This is a genomic window from Thioalkalivibrio nitratireducens DSM 14787, from assembly GCF_000321415.2.
Taxonomy (GTDB): domain Bacteria; phylum Pseudomonadota; class Gammaproteobacteria; order Ectothiorhodospirales; family Ectothiorhodospiraceae; genus Thioalkalivibrio; species Thioalkalivibrio nitratireducens.
Genome location: NC_019902.2, coordinates 2,753,195 through 2,773,268, shown reverse-complemented (window position 1 = coordinate 2,773,268; position 20,074 = coordinate 2,753,195). Strand labels below are relative to the sequence as shown.

Sequence of the window (20,074 nt, the reverse complement as noted above, 5' to 3'; positions counted from 1 at the left end):
CAGGACCCTGGGAGCGCAACAGATGGAATGGGAAACCGTGATCGGGCTGGAGATCCACGCCCAGCTCAACACCGTCTCGAAGATCTTCTCCGGCGCCGCGACTGCCTACGGTGCCGAGCCGAACCGGCAGGCCTGCGCGGTCGACCTGGGGCTGCCCGGCGTGCTGCCGGTGCTGAATGCCGGGGTGGTCGAGAAGGCGGTGATGCTGGGGCTCGCGATCGATGCGCGCATCGCGCCGCGGTCGGTGTTTGCGCGCAAGAACTACTTCTACCCGGACCTGCCGAAGGGCTACCAGATCTCGCAGTACGAGCTGCCGATCGTCGCCGAGGGGCATCTGGACATCGACCGGGAAGACGGTGGCCGCAAACGCATCGGGGTGACCCGCGCACATCTCGAGGAGGACGCCGGCAAGAGCCTGCACGAGGGCTTTGCCGCGATGACCGGCATCGACCTCAACCGCGCGGGAACACCGTTGGTCGAGATCGTCTCCGAGCCGGACCTGCGCTCGGCGAAGGAAGCGGTCGCGTACATGAAGAAGCTGCACGCGCTGGTGCGCTATCTCGGCATCAGCGACGGCAACATGCAGGAGGGCAGTTTCCGCTGCGACGCCAACGTGTCGGTGCGCCCGAAGGGCCAGCAGGCGTTCGGCACCCGCACCGAGATCAAGAACCTGAACTCGTTCCGTTTCGTCGAGCGCGCGATCAATTTCGAGGTGGAACGCCAGATCGACCTGCTCGAGGCTGGCGGAACGGTGGTGCAGGAGACGCGCCTGTACGACCCGGACCGCGACGAGACGCGCTCGATGCGCTCGAAGGAAGAGGCCAACGACTACCGCTACTTCCCGGATCCCGACCTGTTGCCGGTGGTGATCCACCCGGAGTTCGTCGACGCGATCCGTGGCCGGCTGCCGGAGCTTCCCGATGCGAAGCGTGACCGCTTCATCAGCGAATACGGCCTGTCGGCCTATGATGCCGGATCGTTGACTGCGAGCCGGGAAATGGCCGACTACTTCGAGGCGGTGGCAGCCGGCTGTGACGCGCCGAAGCTGGCCGCGAACTGGGTCATGGGCGAGTTCACGGCTGCGTTGAACCGCTCCGAGCTGGTAGTGGAACACAGCCCGGTGCCGGCGGGGGCACTCGCGCAGTTGCTGGTCCGGATCCAGGACGAGACCATCTCCGGCAAGATCGCGAAAGAGGTGTTCGAGGCGATGTGGGCCGGCGAGGGCGATGCCGATGCGATCATCGACGCGCGCGGGCTGAAGCAGATCACCGATACCGGTGCGATCGACGCGATCATCGACGAGGTGATCGCCGCGAACCCGGCCCAGGTCGAGCAGTTCCGCTCCGGCAAGGACAAGGTCTTCGGGTTTTTCGTCGGTCAGGTGATGAAGAAGACCCGGGGCAAGGCCAATCCGGCGCAGGTCAACGAGCGGCTGCGCACGCGGTTGCAAGGGTGATTGAGCGCCCGTGAACGTGTTCCTGCGCCCGCTCCCGGTGCCTGGAAACGCATGTCGTGGCGTCGCGATCGGCCCGCGTCGCCGGAACGGGCCCGGCCCTGCGCGCGGGTCGTTGTATCCCGCGCCTTGTCGGGCATGTTCGAGGTTTTCGTCGGCGCCGCAGCGCGCACTCCGGCACGCGCGCTACGCAGCGATGCGGGACAACCGAATCCGGGACGGCCGGTGAGCGACGAGCGGGACACCCTGCACCGTTTCCTGCTGGAGCGCACGGCGGTGCGTGGCGAGTGGGTGCATCTCGACGATTCCTGGAAGGCACTTTTGGAACGCCACGACTACCCGCCGGGGGTGCGTGCCCGCCTCGGTGAGGCCTATGCGGCGGTGGCGCTGATCGCAGCGACGCTGAAGTTCGATGGCGCGCTGATCCTGCAGGTCACCGGTTCCGGGCCGTTGCACATGCTGGTGGTGCAGGCCACCGGCAGCCGCGCGCTGCGCGGTCTGGCGCGCTACCGCGGCGAGGTGCCCGACGGCGATCTGTCGGAGATCTTCGGGGACGACGCCCGGCTGGTGATCACGCTGGATCCGGGGGCAGGCCGCGAACGCCACCAGGGCGTGGTCGAGCTCGGCGGCGGCTCGCTGTCTGTCGCGCTGGACCGGTATTTCGAGCGCTCCGAACAACTGCCCACGCGGGTCTGGCTGGCGGCGGGGCCCGAACGGGCTGCGGGTCTGCTGTTGCAGGGCATGCCGGCGGCCGATGATACTCCCACGCGCACGGACTCCGAGGACTGGATGCGGGCCACGCTGCTGGCCGACACGGTCTCGCCGCAGGAACTGCTGGCACTTCCGGTTGAGAAGCTGTTGCTGCGTCTCTTCCACGAGGAAAGGGTGCGGCTGCTGGAGGGACACGCGATGCGTTTCGCCTGCGGCTGCTCGCGGCAGAAGGTCGAGGAGATGCTGCGCGGCCTCGGCGCGGACGAGGTCCGGGCGACACTGGCGCAGGAAGGCAGGGTCGAGGTCACCTGCGAGTTCTGCAATGCCCGCTATCGCCTCGATGCGGTCGATGCCGAGGCGCTGTTTGCCAGTGCCGATCCGCAGCCGGACGTCGGTTCGACTCGCCACTGACCCCGCGCCCATCGCCGTACCACGGCCGGGTAGGCCGCTTGGGTCGTGTTTCGAGGCACAACAGGATCGAGGACCGTGCGCCGCAGCACTGCCGGGGTTGTGCGGGCGCCGTGTTGCGCCCTCGGCGTACTGTACTAGTGCGGCCGGGCGGTCGGGCCGCAGACGGGACATTGCGGGTCGCGGGCGAGCGCCAGGCTGCGAAAGCTCATGGTGAGGCCGTCGACCAGCAGCAGCCGCCCGGCGAGCGTCGGCAGACCGATCAGCAGTTTCAGGGCCTCGGTGGCCTGCAGGCTTCCAATCACGCCGGGCAGGCTGGCGAACACGCCAGATTCGCTGCAGGTCTCGCCGAGTTCTCCGCCGTCGCCGTACAGGCAGTGGTAGCAGGGGGCGTCGGGATCCCGGAAGTCGAAGGTGGCGAGTTGACCCTCGAAGCGGATCACCGCGCCCGAGATCAGCGGCGTGCGGCTGGCGACCGCCGCACGGTTGATCAGGGCCCGGCTGGCGAAGTTGTCGGTGCCGTCCAGGATCAGGTCCGCGCCCGCACAAAGCGTTTCCAGTTCGGGCTGTTCGAGTCCGCGGGGGATCTTGTCGATCCGGCAGCCCGGATTCAGTCTACGCAGACTTTCCTCGGCGGAATCGACCTTCGGCCTGCCGATGTCGGCTTGACCGTGCAGGATCTGGCGCTGGAGATTCGTCAGGTCGACCTCGTCGAAGTCGACCAGCGTGAGCCGTCCGACGCCGGCGGCGGCGAGGTAGGCAGCGATCGGGGATCCCAGCCCGCCGAGCCCCATCACGATCGCATGGGCGGCTTCCAGCCTTTCCTGCCCCTCGGCCCCGACTTCGGGCATCAGGATCTGCCGGCTGTAGCGAAGCAGCACATCGTCGTTCATCGGCGAGTGGCGGGCGCGATCCGGCGTGGACGGGGGCGGTCACCAGTACGCGCGCCAGTGTTCCGGGCGCTGATCACGGCACCCGTGCTCGTGTTTCTGGTATTCGCGCACGAAGATGCGCCGCGCGCAATGGCCGAAGCAGTTCGACCGGACTTTCAGATTGGCGCGCCGGGTGTCCTCGCAGTACTCATAGTAGGCGCGGCGCAGCCGGGTGAGCACGCTGTTGTCGAGATGGAAGCCGAGTTCTTCCAGTGCCGATTCGATCTCGGCGAAGGTCACTTCGCGCAGGTCATAGCGCACCAGCACCCGGTTCGGCCCGGTGACCGCGACTTCCTGGACCACCGGGGAATTCGACAGCAACAGCGCCGCCGCGGGAGCCTGATCAGCTTCCCGATGTGGGCCACGAAAGGCCAGTTCCCGGGCGCACACGGTGGTGTCCATCCCTACATGGTAGTTGGCCCCGACGGCTTTGCCCAGTCATGCGCCTGGCCGTCGGTGACGGGGTTTCCGTTCGGGCGGCGACCCTCGGTGACGCGGTCGAGTCGTGCGGGATCCCGGTAGGTCGTGATTTCCTGGAAGCCGCGATTCTGCAGCAGGGTTCGTACGGCCGGCCCCTGTGTGTAACCGTGCTCCAGCAGCAGCCAGCCGCCGGGGCGCAGGTGCTCGCGGGCCTCGGCGGCGATCACCGCGAGGTCCGCCAGGCCCCGGTCCGCCGCCACCAGCGCGGCGCGGGGTTCGAAGCGCAGGTCGCCCTGCTCCAGGTGCGGATCCAAGGGGTCGATATACGGCGGATTGCTGATGATCGCGTCGAACAGCGGTGCGGGTGCGAAAGCCTCGAGCCAGTGCGCCTGCAGCCAGTGCACGCTGAGCCCGAGGGCCGAGGCATTCGCCGCGGCGACCGCGAGCGCGGCTGCACTGAGCTCGGTGGCCCAGGCCTCGAGATCGGGCCGTTCCGACTTCAGGGCCAGGACGATGGCGCCCGAGCCGGTTCCGAGATCGATCACACGGCGCGCCCCCGACGGGATCCGGTACAGTGCGCGTTCGACCAGCAGTTCGGTCTCTGGTCTGGGGATCAGGCAGCCTTCGTCGACCCGCAGCGGCAGCGACCAGAACTCGCGCTGGCCCAGCAGGTAGGCGATCGGTCGCCCCGCCTCGCGTGCCGCGGCGAGCGTCAGCACGGCCTTCCGGTCTGCCCCGGAGACCGGGCGCTCACCGTGCGCGAACAGCGCGGCGTCATCAAGGCCGAGCGCATGTCCTACCAGCCTGCGGGATTCCAGCCCCGGCGCGTCGATCCCCGCCGCCTGCAGGCGCTGGCGGACTTCGGTCAGCAGCGCGGCCAGTGTTCCCGGTTCAGTCGTCCGCGAGGAGGGCAAGTTGCTCGGCCTGGTACTCATGGGTCAGCGGGTCGATCAGCGGGTCGAGGTCTCCGGTCAGGACCGCGTCGAGCTTGTACAACGTCAGGTTGATCCGGTGGTCGGTGACCCGCCCCTGCGGGAAGTTGTAGGTGCGGATGCGCTCGGAGCGGTCGCCGCTGCCCACCAGGCTTTTGCGCGCGGCGCTCTGTTCCGCTGCCTGGCGGCTGCGCTCGGCTTCGTGCAGGCGCGCTGCCAGCAGGTTCATCGCGCGGGCCTTGTTCTTGTGCTGGGAGCGTTCGTCCTGGCACTCGACGACCATGCCCGTGGGCAGGTGGGTCAGGCGTACCGCGGAGTCGGTCCGGTTCACGTGCTGGCCTCCGGCCCCGCTCGCACGATACGTATCGATGCGCAGGTCGGCCGGGTTGATCTCCGGCCTCTCCACCTCGTCGAGTTCGGGCAGGATCGCGACCGTGGCGGCCGAGGTGTGGATGCGGCCCTGCGACTCCGTCTCCGGCACGCGCTGCACCCGGTGTGCCCCGGATTCGAATTTCAGGCGCGCATAGGCGCCGCGTCCGATCACGCGCACGATCACCTCGCGGTAGCCCCCGTGCTCGCCCTCGCTGGCGTTCAGGATCTCCATCTGCCATCCGCGCTGCTCGGCATAACGGCTGTACATACGCAGCAGGTCGCCGGCAAAGATGGCCGCCTCGTCGCCGCCGGTGCCCGCCCGGATTTCGAGGAAGAGGTTCGCGTCGTCATGTGGGTCGGCCGGTACCAGGTGCCGCTGCAGCTCCTGTTCGAGCCGTTCGTCCTGCGTCTCGAGGCGCTGGATTTCGTCTTCCGCCAGCGCCCGTACCTCGGGTTCCGGGTCGTTCAGCAGTGCCCGGGCGGATGCGAGGGCTTCCTGGTTTTCGACGAAGGCCTGCCAGGCGGAGGCCACCGGCTCGAGCTGGCTGTATTCCATCGACAGCCGACGGAAACGCTCGGCATCGGCGGCCGCGTCGGGGGCCGCAAGGAGCCGGGCGATCTCCGTGTGGCGTTCGGACAACCCTTCCAGCTTGCGGCGGAACGATTCCTTCACTGGTCGTCCGGCGGCAGTCGGCCATCGGCGCCCGGCAGCAGGAACAGCCGGTGAGCGGCCCGGAACAGATCCGCGTCGCCGTCATGGGCGGCGGCGTTCAGCGTCTTGCAGGGGGCGTGCATCAGTTTGTTGGTCAGGGTATGTGCTAGTTGCTGCATCACCTCGTTGGGGTCGCGTCCCGCGCGCAGCTGGGACTCGGCCCGTGCCAGCGATTCCTGGCGGATCGCCAGGGCCTGGTCGCGCAACTGGCGGATGCTCTCCACGGAATCGCGGGCGCGAAGCCAGCGCATGAACTCGTGGGCGCGGGTCGCGATGATCTGCTCCGCCTGTTCCGCGGCGGCCTGGCGGGACGCCATGTTCTCGTTGATCACTTCGTGCAGGTCGTCGACCGTGTACAGGTAGACGTCCTCGAGCTCGGAGACCTCCGGCTCGATGTCCCGGGGAACCGCGATATCGACCATGAAGACCGGACGGTGCCGGCGCTTGCGGATCGCCCGTTCGACCGCGCCCTTGCCCAGGATCGGCAGCGGCGCGGCGGTGGAACTGATCACGATGTCGGCGCGGTGCAGGTAGTCCGGCAGTGCCGTGAGGGCGATGGGCTCGGCGCCGAAGCGGTCCCCTAGGGTATGGGCCCGCTCGACGGTGCGGTTCGCGACGATCACATGCCCGATTCCGTGGCCTGCCAGGTGGCGCAGTGCCAGTTCGATGGTTTCCCCGGCGCCGATCATCATGGCCGTGAGCGGCTTGAGGTCACCGAAGATCTGGCGTGCGAGCGATACCGCGGCGAAAGCCACCGACACGGCGCTGGCGCCGATCGCGGTGGAAGTGCGCACGTCCTTGGCCGTGGCGAAAGCGTGCTGGAACAGCCGCTCCAGCGACAGCCCGAGCGTCCCGGCGGCGTGGGCCTGCTGGTAGGCCGTTTTCATTTGCCCGAGGATCTGCGGTTCACCAAGTACCATGGAATCGAGCCCGCAGGCCACCCGCAGCGCGTGGAGTACCGCCTCGCTGTCGTGGTGGCGATAGAGGTAGTTCTCGAGTTCGCCGCGGCGGATGCCGTGGAAACCCCCGAGCCAGTCGAGTACCCGCTCCTCGCCGTCGCGCCCGTTCTCCCGGAAATAGATCTCCGTGCGGTTGCAGGTGGACAGGATCGCGGCCTCGGGAATTTTCACTCCGGAATGCAGGGAATCCAGCGCCTCCCCGAGCTGTACGTCGTTGACCGCCAGCCGTTCGCGTACCTCGACCGGGGCGGTTTTGTGATTGATTCCAAGGGCGAACAGCATGTCGGGAATGGTTTTCGCGCTAAGATGGGCTCGATAACCGCTTAGTGTACTGCGTGACGGCGCGCGTTACATTGGGGGTAGCCATTGCCGGCGGAACCGACCAGGCCCATCATTCGTCCAACCCACCCGAAAACATGTGGAACCCATCTGCCATGTCGCGAGCGTTTTTCGCCGCACTGTCCGCGCTGCTCGTTGCCGGCTGTGCGCAGACTCACCTGAATGCCTCCTCGGGTGACCAGTACACGACGGGTGATGCGTACGCGACGGATGTTCCGATGATCCTGTCGCCGCCGCCATCCCTGGTGGCGGATCCGGAGGCGGATACCCTGTTCAGCCTGCTAGCGGCGGAACTGGCCGCGCAGGCGGGCGACTATTCGCAGGCCAGCCGCTATTACCTGGATGCGGCCCGTCTCAGCGACGACGCTCGGGTCGCCGAGCGTGCCACGCGGGTAGCCCTGTTCGCGCGGCATCAGGAACGTGCCCTTTCCGCCGCGAATCGCTGGCTCGCGCTGGAGCCGGACAGCCTCGAGGCCATGCAGATCGCCGCGGTGCTGCAGGCGAACGCGGGGCGGGGTCGCGAGGCGGCCGCTCTGCTGCAGCGTGTCCGTGACAAGGTCGGGGGCGAGGAAGGCTATCGCGTGGTGGTGTCCCTGCTGGTGCAGGCCGAGGACCGTGAGGCGGCGCTCCTGGCGCTGGAGAACCTGGTCGCGGCCGATCCGGATGAGCCCACCGCTTGGCAGGCACACGCGGAACTGGCGCTGCGTTTCGACGAATTCAAGCGTGCGCGGACCGTGGCGCGCGCCGGCTTGGAACGTTTCCCCGACGCGGTGCAGCTGCGCCTGGTACTGGCCCGTGCGCTGAGCGAACTGGAGGATCCGAATGCGGCGCTCGAGGCGCTGGCCGCAGCGGTAGATGCGCATCCGGACCGGCGCGACGTGCGTCTGGCGTACGCCCGGGCGCTGGTCGAGGTCGACGACTTCGAGCGGGTTCGCCCCGAGTTCGATCGCCTGATCGCGCTCGCACCGGAGGATTCCGAACTGCTGTTGACGACGGCCCTGCTGGCACTGGAGGCAGGGCGTTTCAGCCTGGCCCAGGATTACCTGGAACGTCTGCTCGACAGTGGCCAGCGCACCGACGATGCGCGCTACTACCTGGGACGCCTGCACGAGCAGGCCGGGGACCTGCGGGCCGCGGTCCGTGCCTATGACCGGATCACCGAGGGCGAACACGCCCAGGACGCGGATCTGCGGCGGGCGCGGTTGATCGCACGGCTGGATGGGCCGGACGCGGCCCGGTCGCTGTTTGCACGATTGCAGGAGGACTCCGACGAGCAGTACGCGCAGAGCGCCTATGTGGCCGAGGCGAATGCGCTGCGCGAGAGCGGGGCGCTCGACGCCGCAGTGCGGCGGCTGGCACAAGGGCTGATCCAGTTTCCGGGCGCGCCTGACCTGCTCTACATGCGCGGGCTGGTGCACGAACGCGCCGGCAATGTGCCGGCGGCCGAGGCCGACTTTCGCGCGATCCTGGAGCAGGATCCGGACAATGCCACGGCGCTGAACGCACTCGGGTACACATTGGCCGACCGCACCGACCGCTACGACGAGGCCTACGACCTGATCGTCCGCGCCTACGAGCAGCGACCGGACGACGCCGCAGTCATCGACAGCTATGGCTGGGTGCTGTACCGGCTGGGGCGTCTGGACGAGGCCCTCGTCAAGCTGCGCAGGGCCTACCGGCTGATGCAGGACGGCGAGATCGCGAGCAACCTTGCGGTCGTGCTCTGGGAGCTGGGCGAACGCGACGAGTCGATGGCCGTGATCGAGGAGGCCCTGGAGCGCGATCCCTGGCACGAGCGGTTGCTGCGGGTGCAGCGCGAGCTGCTGGATTGATGTGCATGATCACCCATGTGTTGGGCCGATGGTCTTTGATGCCTCGGGCTTTGCCGGGGTGGGCGCTGCTGCTGTTGCTCTCCGGCTGCGCGGGGTTCCCCGGCCAGCCCGGGGAGCGGGTGGAGGCGCGCGAGGCGTTCATGGACCGGGCCGAACGGGTGGCCGCGGTCTCGGACTGGCGCCTCGCCGGACGCTTGGTGCTGGAGATGCCCGGCGAGAGCTGGAGCGGTCAGCTCAGCTGGCGCGCTGCGGACGACAGCCAGATCATCGACCTGGCCGGGCCGATGGGACGCGGTGGGGGGCGCCTGGTGCTAGGCGGCGAACGGGCGGTGCTGCTCACGCGCGACGGCGAGCGTTTCGAGGCCCGCGATCCCGACGCGCTGATGGTCGTGATGACCGGGCGCGAGATCCCGGTCAGCGGGCTGGATCACTGGGTGCGGGGAATCGCCCGTCCGGGGATCCCGTTCGACCTGCGCGCCGATCGGTCCGGGCAGCCGGTGCGCCTGTTCCAGGATGGCTGGGAGATTGTCTACGGCGCGTTCGAGGACGCCGGGCCCGCCCGCCTGCCGACGTCGATGGCGTTGACTCGAGGCGACATGAACCTGCGGCTGACCGTGCAACGCTGGCAACTCGGCGTGCCGTCGGGGTCGTGAGCGATCCGTTTGCAACCGTCTTCCCGGCGCCGGCCAAGATCAACCGTTTCCTGCAGATCACCGGCCGCCGGCCGGACGGATACCACGAGCTGCAGACGGTGTTCCAGTTCGTCGGCCTGCAGGATGAACTCAGGTTTTCGCCGCTGCCGGGCGGGGTGTTCGAGCTGGATGCGCCGGCAGAGCTGCAGGCCGCGGACAACCTGTGTCTGCAGGCCGCCCGGATCGTGTCGGGGGCCAGCGGTCGCGACTTCGGTGTCCGTATCGAGCTGACCAAGCGGATCCCGGTCGGCGGAGGCCTCGGCGGTGGCAGCTCCGATGCGGCCACCACGCTGGTCGCTTTGAATCACCTGTTCGGGCTTGGCCTGGAACTCGGGGAACTGGTCGAACTGGCACTGAAGCTGGGAGCCGACGTGCCGGTCTTCGTGCACGGCCGGGCGGCCTGGGCCGAGGGTGTTGGAGATCGCCTGGTTCCGGTCGAGCCGGAGACCCCCTGGGCCCTGCTGATCGATCCCGGGGTCGCGGTGTCGACGGCAACCATGTTCCGGTCGGGTGAATTGACAAGGGATTGCCCCGCCGAGAGAATCGCGCACTCGGGATACGCGGCGCTGAAAAACGTCTTCGAACCGCTGGCCCGCCGAAGCCATCCGCGTATCGATGCTGCGCTGCACTGGCTCGAGGGGTTGGGTGTCGAGGCCCGGCTGAGCGGCACAGGCGGTTGTCTGTTCGGGCTTTTCGCGACGGAGGCGGAGGCGCAGCAGGCACGTTCGCAGCAGCCGGACGCGTGGCGCAGCTGGGTGGTGCGCCTGTGCAACAGGTCGCCGTTGTGCGCGTGGCACCCCGGGGTGGCGCAGGATGGCGCCGTGTCGTAACGCAGTACCGATGGGCCGTCGCCAAGCGGTAAGGCACCGGGTTTTGATCCCGGCATTCGCAGGTTCGAATCCTGCCGGCCCAGCCATATAGAAGCCGCGGTGTGTGGGGTAACCGCATCGCGGATCGAAGGAGGGGCCGGCAGGGTTCGAACCTCAAGGTTCGACTGCCCCGCCTGCGGGGCAGAACGTCGCCGAAGGCGACGGCCCGAAGGGCGGCGCGCTTGCGCGCCGTAATCCTGCCGGCCCAGCCATATAGAAGCCGCGGTGTGTGGGGTAACCGCATCGCGGATCGAAGGAGGGGCCGGCAGGGTTCGAACCTCAAGGTTCGACTGCCCCGCTTGCGCGCCGTAATCCTGCCGGCCCAGCCATATTCCAGCCATATTGGATGATGTGGCGCGTGGGATGGGCGCGTCACGGATTCCGCAGGCCCGCGATACAATCATGCCGGGGCGACGTGCCGATGCCGCCCTGGTCGCGCTCGTTCCGGGCGTGCCGACTCAATCCTTTCAGACCGGGAAGAGCCGTGGTCGACAAGAACCGTATGATGATCTTCACGGGTAATGCCAACCCGCATCTCGCCCACAAGGTGGCCGGCTACCTGGATCTGCGCATGGGCAAGGCCACCGTCGGTCGGTTCAGCGACGGCGAGGTGCAGATCGAGATCCTGGAGAACGTTCGCGGGCGCGACGTGTTCGTAATCCAGCCCACCGGGCAGCCCACGAACGACAATATCATGGAGCTGCTGATCATGGTGGATGCACTGCGCCGGGCCTCGGCCGGACGCATCACCACCGTGATCCCGTACTTCGGGTACGCGCGCCAGGATCGCCGTGTGCGCTCGGCGCGGGTGCCGATTTCGGCCAAGGTGGTAGCCAACATGATCGAGGCGGTTGGTGCCGACCGCGTGCTGACCATCGACGTGCATGCGGACCAGGTACAGGGTTTTTTCAACGTGCCGGTGGACAATATCTACGCTTCGCCGGTACTGCTCGGTGATATATGGCGGCGCGAGGCCGGCGATGTGACCGTGGTGTCACCCGACGTCGGCGGCGTGGTCCGCGCCCGGGCGATCGCCAAGCGCCTGGACGATGCGGATCTCGCGATCATCGACAAGCGCAGGCCGCGCACGAACGAGGCCCAGGTGATGCACATCATCGGCGACGTCGAGGACCGCTGCTGCGTGATCATCGACGACATGGTCGATACCGCGGGAACGCTGTGTCAGGCCGCGCGGGCGCTGAAGGAGCACGGCGCGGCGAAGGTGTACGCCTATGCCACGCATGCCGTGCTTTCCGGGCCAGCAGTTGCTAATATAGAGAGTTCCATGCTGGATGAGCTGGTGGTGACCGATACGCTGATGCTGCAGCCGAACGCCCAGGCCTGCAGTCGGGTTCGCCAGCTGTCCGTCGCGGAGATGCTGGCCGAGACCATCCGGCGCATCAACACGGAAGAGTCCGTGAGTTCGCTGTTCGTGGACTGATACTCGCTGAAGGGTGCCGGGGCGGCACCGGGTCGGGCTCTCCGGAGCCCTTGTAGCGCCTCATCTGGTCGCGGATGGGGCGCGTTCATTTTGGAGAACGTCACTGATGAGTCTGGATTTCGTCATCGAAGCCGAACCGCGCCTGGAGCAGGGATCGAGTGCGAGCCGCCGCCTGCGCCGCGCCGGCAAGCTGCCGGGGATCCTCTATGGGGGTCACGAGGATCCGGTAACGATTACACTGGATCACAACGCGATCCTGCAGAACCTTAAGCACGACGCGTTTTATTCTCACATCCTCACCGTGAACCTGAGCGGCAAGACCGAGCGCGCGATCCTGCGCGACGTCCAGCGCCACCCGTTCAAGCCCACACTGGTCCACGTGGATCTGCTTCGGGTCAGCGCCGACGAGGCGATTCGCGTGCACGTGCCGCTGCACTTCGTAAACGAGGAGATCTGCAAGGGCGTGAAGACCGGCGGTGGCATGATCAACCGCCAGTTGACGGAAGTGGAGGTCGAGTGCCTTCCGGCGAATCTCCCCGAGAGTATCGTCGTGGACGTCGCCGAGCTGGGGGTCGGCGAGACCCTGCACCTGTCGGACCTCGCGCTTCCGGAGCGGGTCAGCGTGGTTGCGCTCGTCCAGGGCGGCGATCACGACACCGCCGTGGTCAGCGTGCTGATGCCGCGTGGTGAGAAGGCGGCGTCCGATGAAGGCGAGGAGCCGGAGCCTGGCGCCGAGAGCGTCTGAGGGCGGTGAACCGGCGCGCCGACAATGCCAATCCGTCTGATCGCCGGGCTGGGCAACCCGGGCCCGCGTTATGCCGACACCCGGCATAACGCGGGCTTCTGGTTCGTCGATCACCTAGTGCGCCGGCACGGCGGCGTGTTCCGCGCCGAATCGCGATTCGAGGGCGAAGTCTCGCGCGTACAGCTTGGCTCGGCGGGATGCCTGTTGCTGAAGCCGCTGACGTTCATGAATCGCAGCGGTGGTTCGTTGCAGAAGCTCGCCGCGTTCTACCGCATTCCGCCCGAGGAGATCCTGGTGGTCCACGACGACCTCGATCTTCCGGTGGGGACCGCGCGCCTGAAAATGGGCGGCGGCCATGGTGGACACAATGGGCTGCGCGACATCCATCGCCACCTGGGAGCGGAGTTCGCGCGTCTGCGCATCGGGATCGGTCACCCCGGGCATCGCGAGGCCGTGATCGGCTACGTGCTCGAGCGTCCGACCCGCGACGAGGAGGCGGCGATGCGGGAGTCGATCGATGCAGCGCTGGAATCGGCCGATGATCTGATCGTCGGCGACTGGGACAAGGCCGTGCGCCGGCTGCATGCACGGCCGGCCGCCGAGAACGGGAAGGCGTCATGAGTCTGAAGTGCGGGATCGTCGGTCTGCCCAACGTGGGCAAGTCCACGCTGTTCAATGCCCTGACACGCGCAGAGATCGCGGCGGAGAACTACCCTTTCTGCACCATCGACCCGAATGTCGGGGTGGTCGAGGTGCCGGATCCGCGTCTGGCGGTGCTGGCGGAGATCGTGCAGCCTCAGCGCGTGCTGCCGACCACGGTGGAATTCGTCGACATCGCGGGGTTGGTCGCGGGCGCGGCACAGGGTGAAGGGCTGGGCAACCAGTTTCTCGCCCACGTCCGGGAGACCGACGCGATCGCACAGGTCGTGCGCTGTTTCGAGGACGAGGACGTCGTCCATGTCGCCGGCCGTATCGATCCGCTCGCCGACATCGAGACGATCGCGACCGAGCTGGCGTTGGCGGACCTAGACACGCTGTCGAAGGCGATCACCCGCCTGACGCGCGCGGCGAAGTCGCAGGACAAGGAAGCGATCGCGCGGCTGGAGGTGGCCGAACGGGTTGCCGCGGGGCTGGACAAGGGTACGCCGGTGCGGGCGCAGGCGCTGTCCCCCGAGACGCTGTCGCTGCTCCGGGATCTGCACTTGCTGACGGCCAAGCCGCTGATCTACATCGCCAACGTCGCCGAGGATGGTTTCCGCGACAACCCGCTGCTGGCCCAGGTCGAGGCTCATGCCAGTACCGAAAGGGCCGAGGTGGTGCCGGTTTGCGCGGCGATCGAGGCCGAGATCGCGCAGCTCGAGGCCGGCGAGCGGTCCGAATTCCTGGCGGAACTGGGGCTCGCGGAACCCGGGCTCGACCGCGTGATTCGGGCAACGTACCGGCTCCTCGACCTGCAGACCTTTTTCACCTGCGGGCCGAAGGAGGTGCGCGCCTGGACCGTGCGCCGCGGTTCGACCGCGCCGCAGGCGGCCGGTGTGATTCACACGGATTTCGAGAAGGGCTTCATCCGTGCCGAGGTCATTGCATACGAGGATTTCGTCGCCCACGGTGGTGAGCTGGGCGCGAAGGACGCTGGGAAATGGCGCCTGGAAGGAAAGGAATACGTCATGAAGGAAGGGGACGTTGTACATTTCCGCTTCAACGTCTGATTCTTCGCGGCGCACCGGTACCTCCCGTGCCGGGTCCGCTGCAGGCGGTTAACCACTACGTTCGCGCGGCACGGCCAATCGCGCCGTGCCGCCGGCAAATCGAGTCATCAGGAGGCTCCCATGGATGTCATGGATCGGATTCGTCAGCAGGTCGAAGAGAACCCCGTGGTGATCTTCATGAAGGGCACGCCGCAGTTCCCCATGTGTGGCTTTTCCAGTAGGGCCGCAGAGGCGCTGAAGCGCTGCGAGCGCGAATTCGCCTATGTGAACGTGCTGGCCGACCAGGAGGTCTTTCAGAATCTGCCGCGCTTCGCGGACTGGCCGACCTTTCCGCAAGTCTATATCGACGGCGAACTGGTCGGCGGTTGCGACATCACGCTGGAACTGTTCGAGAACGGCGAACTGAAGAAGATGGTCGACGAGGCGCACACCCGGCGCGCCTCCTGAACCGCCGCGCCGGCGAGGCAATCGCGGCCCCGCAGCGGTTGGCTCAGGTCGGTGCGGTGGGAGGCAGTGCCGCCGCTTCCGGAATCCCGGCGCTGTCCTGCCAGCGGTTGGTGATCGTGCAGAACAGGTCGGCGGTCATCTCGGCGTCGTAGGCCGCGCTGTGCGCGGCCTCGCTGTCCCAGCCGAACCCAGCGGCCTCCGCCGCTTTGGCCAGCACCGTCTGGCCGTACGCCAGTGCGGCCAGTGAGACGGTATCCAGGCTGCTGAACGGGTGGAATGGGTTGCGCCGGATGCCGCAGCGTTCCGCAGCCGTGTGGACGAATCCCAGGTCGAAATGTGCGTTGTGCCCGACCAGGATCGCCCGCTTGCACTGGTTGATTTTCACCTCGCGCCGCACCTCGCTGAACAGGCGGCCGAGGGCCTGATCCTCCGGATGCGCGATGCGCAGCGGGTGAAACGGATCGATCCCGTTGACCTCGAGCGATTTCGGGTCGAGCAGCGCCCCCTCGAACGGGCGTACGTGCAGGCTCAGCGTCCGGTCCCTGCGCAGGTGGTTGTCCGGACTCCGGCGCAGGAACACAGCGGCGACCTGCAGCAGGGCATGCCGGCGGCAATCGAACCCTCCGGTCTCGACGTCGACCACGACCGGCAGAAAGCCGCGGAAGCGGTTGGCCATTGGCCGGGCGTCTGGGGGCAGTGTCTGGGCTTCGGTCATCGGTCCTGATCGCTGTGGTTTCGGTGCTGTGTGCCCGGGCTCGTCGGCCACGGATAGTCCCCGCGCCGGTCCCTGGCGCCGCCCGCTTGCGGGGCGGCGCGGCACCATGGTGCCACAGCTGCAGTTTGTTCGGGCCGATCAGCGACGAACGGCCGAAATTTTCCTGTTTTCGCGGACGTTGCCGGCAAGAACGCGTCCTTGCTTGACCTCTGCGGGCATCAGTCCGGATACTTGCACACTTCTTTAGCGCCCGCATCGCATGTTTGCCGATGGTAGCAGAAAGGGCGATCGGCCCTGGCCCGGAGACTCCCGGCCCGGGCGCCGCCGGGCTGCCTCTGAAAGGGATCACTATGAACCGCAATGCCAACTCGCACGACATCGATCCGCAGGAGACCCAGGAGTGGATCGATGCCCTGGAAGCCGTTCTCGAGGCCGATGGCGCCGAGCGGGCCCACCAGCTGCTGGAATCCCTGATCGACAAGGCGCGGCGCAGCGGTGCGTATCTGCCGTATTCGGCCAATACCGCGTACGTGAACACGATCCCGCCGCACCTGGAGCCCGTGTTCCCGGGTGACAGTGCGTTGGAACACCGGATCCGCTCGTACATCCGATGGAATGCGATGGCGATGGTGGTCAAGGCGAACCGAGTTTCGGCCGAACTCGGCGGTCACATTGCCAGCTTCGCTTCGGCAGCCACGCTGTATGATGTCGGGTTCAATCACTTCTGGCGCGCGCCGTCGCACGAGCATGGCGGCGACCTGCTGTTCGTGCAGGGGCACTCGGCGCCGGGGATGTATGCACGCTCGTTCCTGGAGGGGCGGCTGAGCGAGGAACAGCTCGACCACTTCCGCCGCGAGGTGGACGGCAAGGGCCTGGCATCGTATCCGCACCCCTGGCTGATGCCCGACTACTGGCAGTTCCCGACGGTGTCGATGGGCCTCGGGCCGATCATGAGCATTTTCCAGGCCCGGTACATGAAGTACCTGCAGGACCGCGGTCTGGCCAAGACCGATGACCGGCGGGTCTGGAGCTTCGTCGGCGACGGCGAGGTCGACGAGCCCGAGACCCTGGGCGCGATTACGCTGGCCTCGCGCGAACGCCTGGATAACCTGACCTGGGTCGTCAACTGCAACCTGCAGCGGCTCGACGGGCCGGTGCGCGGCAACGGCAAGATCGTCCAGGAACTCGAGGCGATCTTCCGCGGCGCGGGCTGGAACGTGATCAAGGTTCTCTGGGGCCGGTACTGGGACCCGCTGCTGGCGCGCGACAAGGACGGCCTGCTGCAGCGGCGGATGATGGAGGCGGTCGACGGCGATTACCAGAACTACAAGTCGCGCGACGGTGCCTACGTGCGCGAACACTTCTTCGGCAAGTACCCCGAGCTGAAGGCGATGGTCGCGAACATGTCCGATGAGGACATCTGGCGCCTGAACCGTGGCGGCCACGATCCCGTGAAAGTCTATGCCGCGTACAAGGCCGCGGTGGAGCACGGCGGGCAGCCGACCGTGATCCTGGCCCACACCGTGAAAGGGTACGGGATGGGTGCCGCCGGCGAGGCACAGAACCGGACCCATAGCCAGAAGAAGCTGGATCTCGAGGACATGAAGGCGTTCCGCAACCGCTTCGACATTCCGCTCACCGATGAGCAGGTCGAGGCCGCCGAATATATCCGGCCGAAGGCGGACGCTCCGGAGATGAAGTACATGCTCGAGCGCCGGCAGGCGTTGGGCGGATTCCTGCCGGTACGCCGGCCGCTGGCCGCGCCGCTGGAGGTGCCCGGGATCGACGTGTTCGGTTCGCTGCTCGAATCCAGCGGTGAACGCGAGATGTCGACCACGATGGCCTTCGTGCGCCTGCTGACGCTGCTGGCGCGCGACAAGAAGATCGGCCGTTACGTGGTGCCGATCGTGCCCGACGAGGCGCGCACCTTCGGCATGGAGGGCCTGTTCCGCCAGCTCGGCATCTACTCCTCGGTCGGCCAGCTCTACGAGCCGCAGGATCGCGACCAGGTGATGTATTACAAGGAGGACAAGAAAGGCCAGATCCTCGAAGAGGGCATCAACGAGGCCGGCGCGATGTCGTCGTGGATCGCGGCCGCTACTTCGTATTCGACGCATGGTGTGGCCACAGTCCCGTTCTACATCTATTACTCGATGTTCGGATTCCAGCGGGTCGGCGACCTGATCTGGGCTGCGGGGGACATGCAGGCGCGCGGTTTCCTGATCGGCGGCACCGCCGGGCGCACCACGCTGGCCGGCGAAGGCCTGCAGCACCAGGACGGCCACAGCCTGATGATGGCCGCGAACGTGCCCAATTGCATCTCCTACGACCCGACCTATGCCTTTGAACTTGCGGTGATCATCCACAGCGGGTTGCAGCGGATGTTCGTCGAGCAGCAGAGCGTGTTCTATTACGTCACCGCGATGAACGAGAACTACCCGCAGCCGGCGATGCCGAAGGGCGCGGAGAAGGGGATCGTGCGCGGCATGTATAAGTTCGCCGCCGCGGGCAAGCGCAAGAAGCAGGTCCGGCTGCTCGGGTCCGGCTCGATCCTGCGCGAGGTGATTGCGGCGGCGGAACTGCTGGACCAGGACTTCGGCGTATCTTCCGAGATCTGGAGCGCGACCAGTTTCAACGAACTGGCGCGGGACGGCCGCGCCTGTGACCGCGAGGCATTGCTGAAGCCGAAGGCGAAGCCGCCGGTGCCCTGGGTCATGCAATGCCTCTCCGGTTCCACGGCCCCGGTGGTTGCTGCGACCGACTACGTGAAGGCCTATGCCGACCAGATCCGTGCCTGGGTGCCGGCACCTTACCGGGTGCTCGGCACCGACGGCTTCGGGCGTTCCGATACCCGCGCGGCGCTGCGCCGGCACTTCGAGGTGGACCGCCATTACATCGCCGTCGCCGCGCTGCGGTCGCTGGCGGAGGCGGGCGAGATCGACGCGTCCGTGGTCACCGACGCAATCGCCCGGTACGGGATTGATACCGGTCGACTTAACCCGCTGCAGGCCTGACGCAGCTGCCGCCGTTTTTCCGTCCCAGGAGCCGAAATGAGCGAGATCATTACCGTGGATGTCCCGGACATCGGTGATTTCAAGGACGTCGAGATCATCGAAGTGCTGGTCGGGGTCGGCGACCGGATAGCGCCCGAGGACCCGTTGATCGCGCTGGAATCGGACAAGGCCTCAATGGAGATCCCATCCCCGCAGGGTGGTGTGGTCAAGGCGCTGAAGGTGAATGTGGGCGACCGCGTCTCGGAAGGCGACACGATCCTCGACCTGGAGGCGGAGACGGCCGGGAAGGATGCTGCGGGTGGCGGTGACGAGCCGAAAGCGGAAGCTCCGCGCGAACCGGCTCCGCGAACGGAAAAGGCTGAGTCGGAACCGGAACCGGAACCGGAACCGAAGGCCGGGGCCGCAGGTCCGGCGCGGGGCGCCAGCCCACGCCCTTCGCCCACCGCACACATTGCCGATGAAGAGGCCTTCCGCAAGGCCCACGCGTCGCCGGCGGTGCGCCGCTTTGCCCGGGAACTGGGCGTGGACCTGGGCAAGGTCGAAGGCAGCGGGCGCAAGAAGCGGATCCTGCGCGAGGATGTGCAGGGGTTCGTGAAGCGTGCGCTGAGCCAGGGCGCGGGGCCGGGGCTGGGGGTCGAACCGATGCCCGATATCGACTTCAGCCAGTTCGGCCCGATCGAGACCCAGCCGCTGACCAAGATCAACAAGCTGACCGGCAAGAACCTGCACCGCAACTGGGTGAGCGTTCCGCATGTCACCCAGTTCGACGAGGCGGACATCACCGAGCTGGAGGATTTCCGCAAGTCGCTGAAGACCGAGTACGAGAAAAAGGGGCTGAAGGTCACCTTCCTGCCGTTCCTGATGAAGGCCGTGGTCTCCGCGTTGAAGCAGTACCCGCGTTTCAACGCCTCGCTGGATGCGACCGGCGAGAACCTGATCATCAAGCAGTACTACCACCTTGGGGTCGCGGTCGATACGCCGGAAGGCCTGGTCGTGCCGGTGGTGCGCGATGTCGATCGCAAGAGCCTGGTCGACCTCGCGCGGGAGCTGATGGAACTGTCCGAGCGCGCGCGTGACCGCAAGCTGAAAACCAAGGACTTGCAGGGCGGCTGCCTGACGATCTCCAGCCTCGGCGGCATCGGTGGTACGCAGTTCACGCCGATCGTGAACGCCCCGGAGGTCGCGATCCTCGGCATCTCGCGTTCGTCGATCCGGCCGGTCTGGAATGGCGAGGCCTTCGAGCCGCGCCTGATCCTGCCGATTGCGCTGTCCTACGATCACCGGGTGATCGACGGTGCTCTGGGCGCGCGCTTCACAACGACACTGGCGGGCCTGTTGTCCGACATGCGCCGCATGCTGCTGTAGCACCCAT

Annotated in this window: 18 protein-coding genes, 1 tRNA gene and 1 other RNA gene; 14 read left to right on the top strand and 6 right to left on the bottom strand. The window is 67.1% G+C overall.

Annotated elements, in window-relative coordinates:
• The first annotated feature begins 7 nt into the window (after positions 1–7).
• On the top strand, positions 8–1,456 hold the full coding sequence (gene gatB / locus TVNIR_RS12705) for an Asp-tRNA(Asn)/Glu-tRNA(Gln) amidotransferase subunit GatB (protein ID WP_335338133.1): 1,449 nt from the start codon (positions 8–10) through the stop codon (positions 1,454–1,456).
• Between the two features lie 135 nt (positions 1,457–1,591).
• Entirely contained in the window at positions 1,592–2,575 is a 984-nt protein-coding gene (hslO, locus tag TVNIR_RS12700; RefSeq protein ID WP_015259434.1) for an Hsp33 family molecular chaperone HslO, read from the top strand.
• Between the two features lie 134 nt (positions 2,576–2,709).
• On the opposite strand, the gene TVNIR_RS12695 is transcribed toward hslO, so the two are convergent.
• The 5 genes from TVNIR_RS12695 to hemA are packed head-to-tail and all read right to left on the bottom strand — an operon-like array spanning position 2,710 to position 7,181.
• Complete coding sequence (locus TVNIR_RS12695; protein WP_015259433.1) at positions 2,710–3,465, bottom strand: HesA/MoeB/ThiF family protein; 756 nt, start codon at positions 3,463–3,465, stop codon at positions 2,710–2,712.
• Between the two features lie 39 nt (positions 3,466–3,504).
• On the bottom strand, positions 3,505–3,906 hold the full coding sequence (locus tag TVNIR_RS12690; RefSeq protein WP_043739721.1) for a hypothetical protein: 402 nt from the start codon (positions 3,904–3,906) through the stop codon (positions 3,505–3,507).
• A gap of 2 nt (positions 3,907–3,908) precedes the next feature.
• Positions 3,909–4,859 (bottom strand): peptide chain release factor N(5)-glutamine methyltransferase, encoded by a 951-nt coding sequence (prmC, locus tag TVNIR_RS12685; protein WP_043739718.1) that lies wholly within the window; start codon positions 4,857–4,859, stop codon positions 3,909–3,911.
• Positions 4,816–5,901, bottom strand: a complete 1,086-nt coding sequence (gene prfA / locus TVNIR_RS12680) for a peptide chain release factor 1 (RefSeq protein WP_015259430.1) — start codon at positions 5,899–5,901, stop codon at positions 4,816–4,818. Before prfA ends, prmC begins: the two co-directional genes overlap by 44 nt.
• The gene (hemA, locus tag TVNIR_RS12675) at positions 5,898–7,181 is read right to left on the bottom strand and encodes a glutamyl-tRNA reductase (RefSeq protein ID WP_015259429.1); all 1,284 of its coding nucleotides are present in this window, start codon (positions 7,179–7,181) and stop codon (positions 5,898–5,900) included. The genes prfA and hemA overlap by 4 nt, the downstream gene beginning before the upstream one ends.
• Positions 7,182–7,333: 152 nt before the next feature.
• Between hemA and TVNIR_RS12670 the strand changes: the two genes are divergently transcribed.
• The 10 genes from TVNIR_RS12670 (at position 7,334) to grxD (ending at position 14,973) form a co-directional block, all read left to right on the top strand.
• Positions 7,334–9,070 carry a tetratricopeptide repeat protein gene (locus TVNIR_RS12670; RefSeq protein WP_015259428.1) on the top strand — a complete coding sequence of 579 codons (1,737 nt, stop codon included), beginning with the start codon at positions 7,334–7,336 and terminating at the stop codon, positions 9,068–9,070.
• 38 nt (positions 9,071–9,108) lie between these two features.
• Entirely contained in the window at positions 9,109–9,723 is a 615-nt protein-coding gene (gene lolB, locus TVNIR_RS12665) for a lipoprotein insertase outer membrane protein LolB (RefSeq protein WP_043740640.1), read from the top strand.
• Positions 9,720–10,592: a 4-(cytidine 5'-diphospho)-2-C-methyl-D-erythritol kinase gene (gene ispE / locus TVNIR_RS12660; RefSeq protein WP_015259426.1), complete on the top strand. Its 873-nt coding sequence runs from the start codon at positions 9,720–9,722 to the stop codon at positions 10,590–10,592. Before lolB ends, ispE begins: the two co-directional genes overlap by 4 nt.
• An 11-nt stretch (positions 10,593–10,603) precedes the next feature.
• Positions 10,604–10,678 (top strand) — tRNA-Gln (locus TVNIR_RS12655).
• Positions 10,679–10,715: 37 nt separating this feature from the next.
• Positions 10,716–10,843, top strand: a non-coding RNA gene (locus tag TVNIR_RS19190) — RtT sRNA.
• Positions 10,844–11,133: 290 nt separating this feature from the next.
• The gene (locus tag TVNIR_RS12650) at positions 11,134–12,072 is read left to right on the top strand and encodes a ribose-phosphate diphosphokinase (protein ID WP_211263198.1); all 939 of its coding nucleotides are present in this window, start codon (positions 11,134–11,136) and stop codon (positions 12,070–12,072) included.
• A 106-nt stretch (positions 12,073–12,178) separates the two neighbouring features.
• Entirely contained in the window at positions 12,179–12,817 is a 639-nt protein-coding gene (locus TVNIR_RS12645; protein WP_015259424.1) for a 50S ribosomal protein L25/general stress protein Ctc, read from the top strand.
• Between the two features lie 24 nt (positions 12,818–12,841).
• Positions 12,842–13,438: an aminoacyl-tRNA hydrolase gene (gene pth / locus TVNIR_RS12640; RefSeq protein WP_015259423.1), complete on the top strand. Its 597-nt coding sequence runs from the start codon at positions 12,842–12,844 to the stop codon at positions 13,436–13,438.
• Positions 13,435–14,526: a redox-regulated ATPase YchF gene (gene ychF, locus TVNIR_RS12635; protein WP_015259422.1), complete on the top strand. Its 1,092-nt coding sequence runs from the start codon at positions 13,435–13,437 to the stop codon at positions 14,524–14,526. Before pth ends, ychF begins: the two co-directional genes overlap by 4 nt.
• Before the next feature lie 120 nt (positions 14,527–14,646).
• Complete coding sequence (gene grxD / locus TVNIR_RS12630) at positions 14,647–14,973, top strand: Grx4 family monothiol glutaredoxin (RefSeq protein ID WP_015259421.1); 327 nt, start codon at positions 14,647–14,649, stop codon at positions 14,971–14,973.
• 43 nt (positions 14,974–15,016) lie between these two features.
• On the opposite strand, the gene rnt is transcribed toward grxD, so the two are convergent.
• Positions 15,017–15,688 (bottom strand): ribonuclease T, encoded by a 672-nt coding sequence (gene rnt / locus TVNIR_RS12625; RefSeq protein ID WP_015259420.1) that lies wholly within the window; start codon positions 15,686–15,688, stop codon positions 15,017–15,019.
• 350 nt (positions 15,689–16,038) lie between these two features.
• Between rnt and aceE the strand changes: the two genes are divergently transcribed.
• On the top strand, positions 16,039–18,702 hold the full coding sequence (gene aceE / locus TVNIR_RS12620) for a pyruvate dehydrogenase (acetyl-transferring), homodimeric type (protein WP_015259419.1): 2,664 nt from the start codon (positions 16,039–16,041) through the stop codon (positions 18,700–18,702).
• Positions 18,703–18,738: 36 nt separating this feature from the next.
• A complete protein-coding gene (aceF, locus tag TVNIR_RS12615; protein WP_015259417.1) occupies positions 18,739–20,067 on the top strand; it encodes a dihydrolipoyllysine-residue acetyltransferase in 1,329 nt (442 codons plus the stop codon).
• The last annotated feature ends 7 nt before the right edge of the window (positions 20,068–20,074 follow it).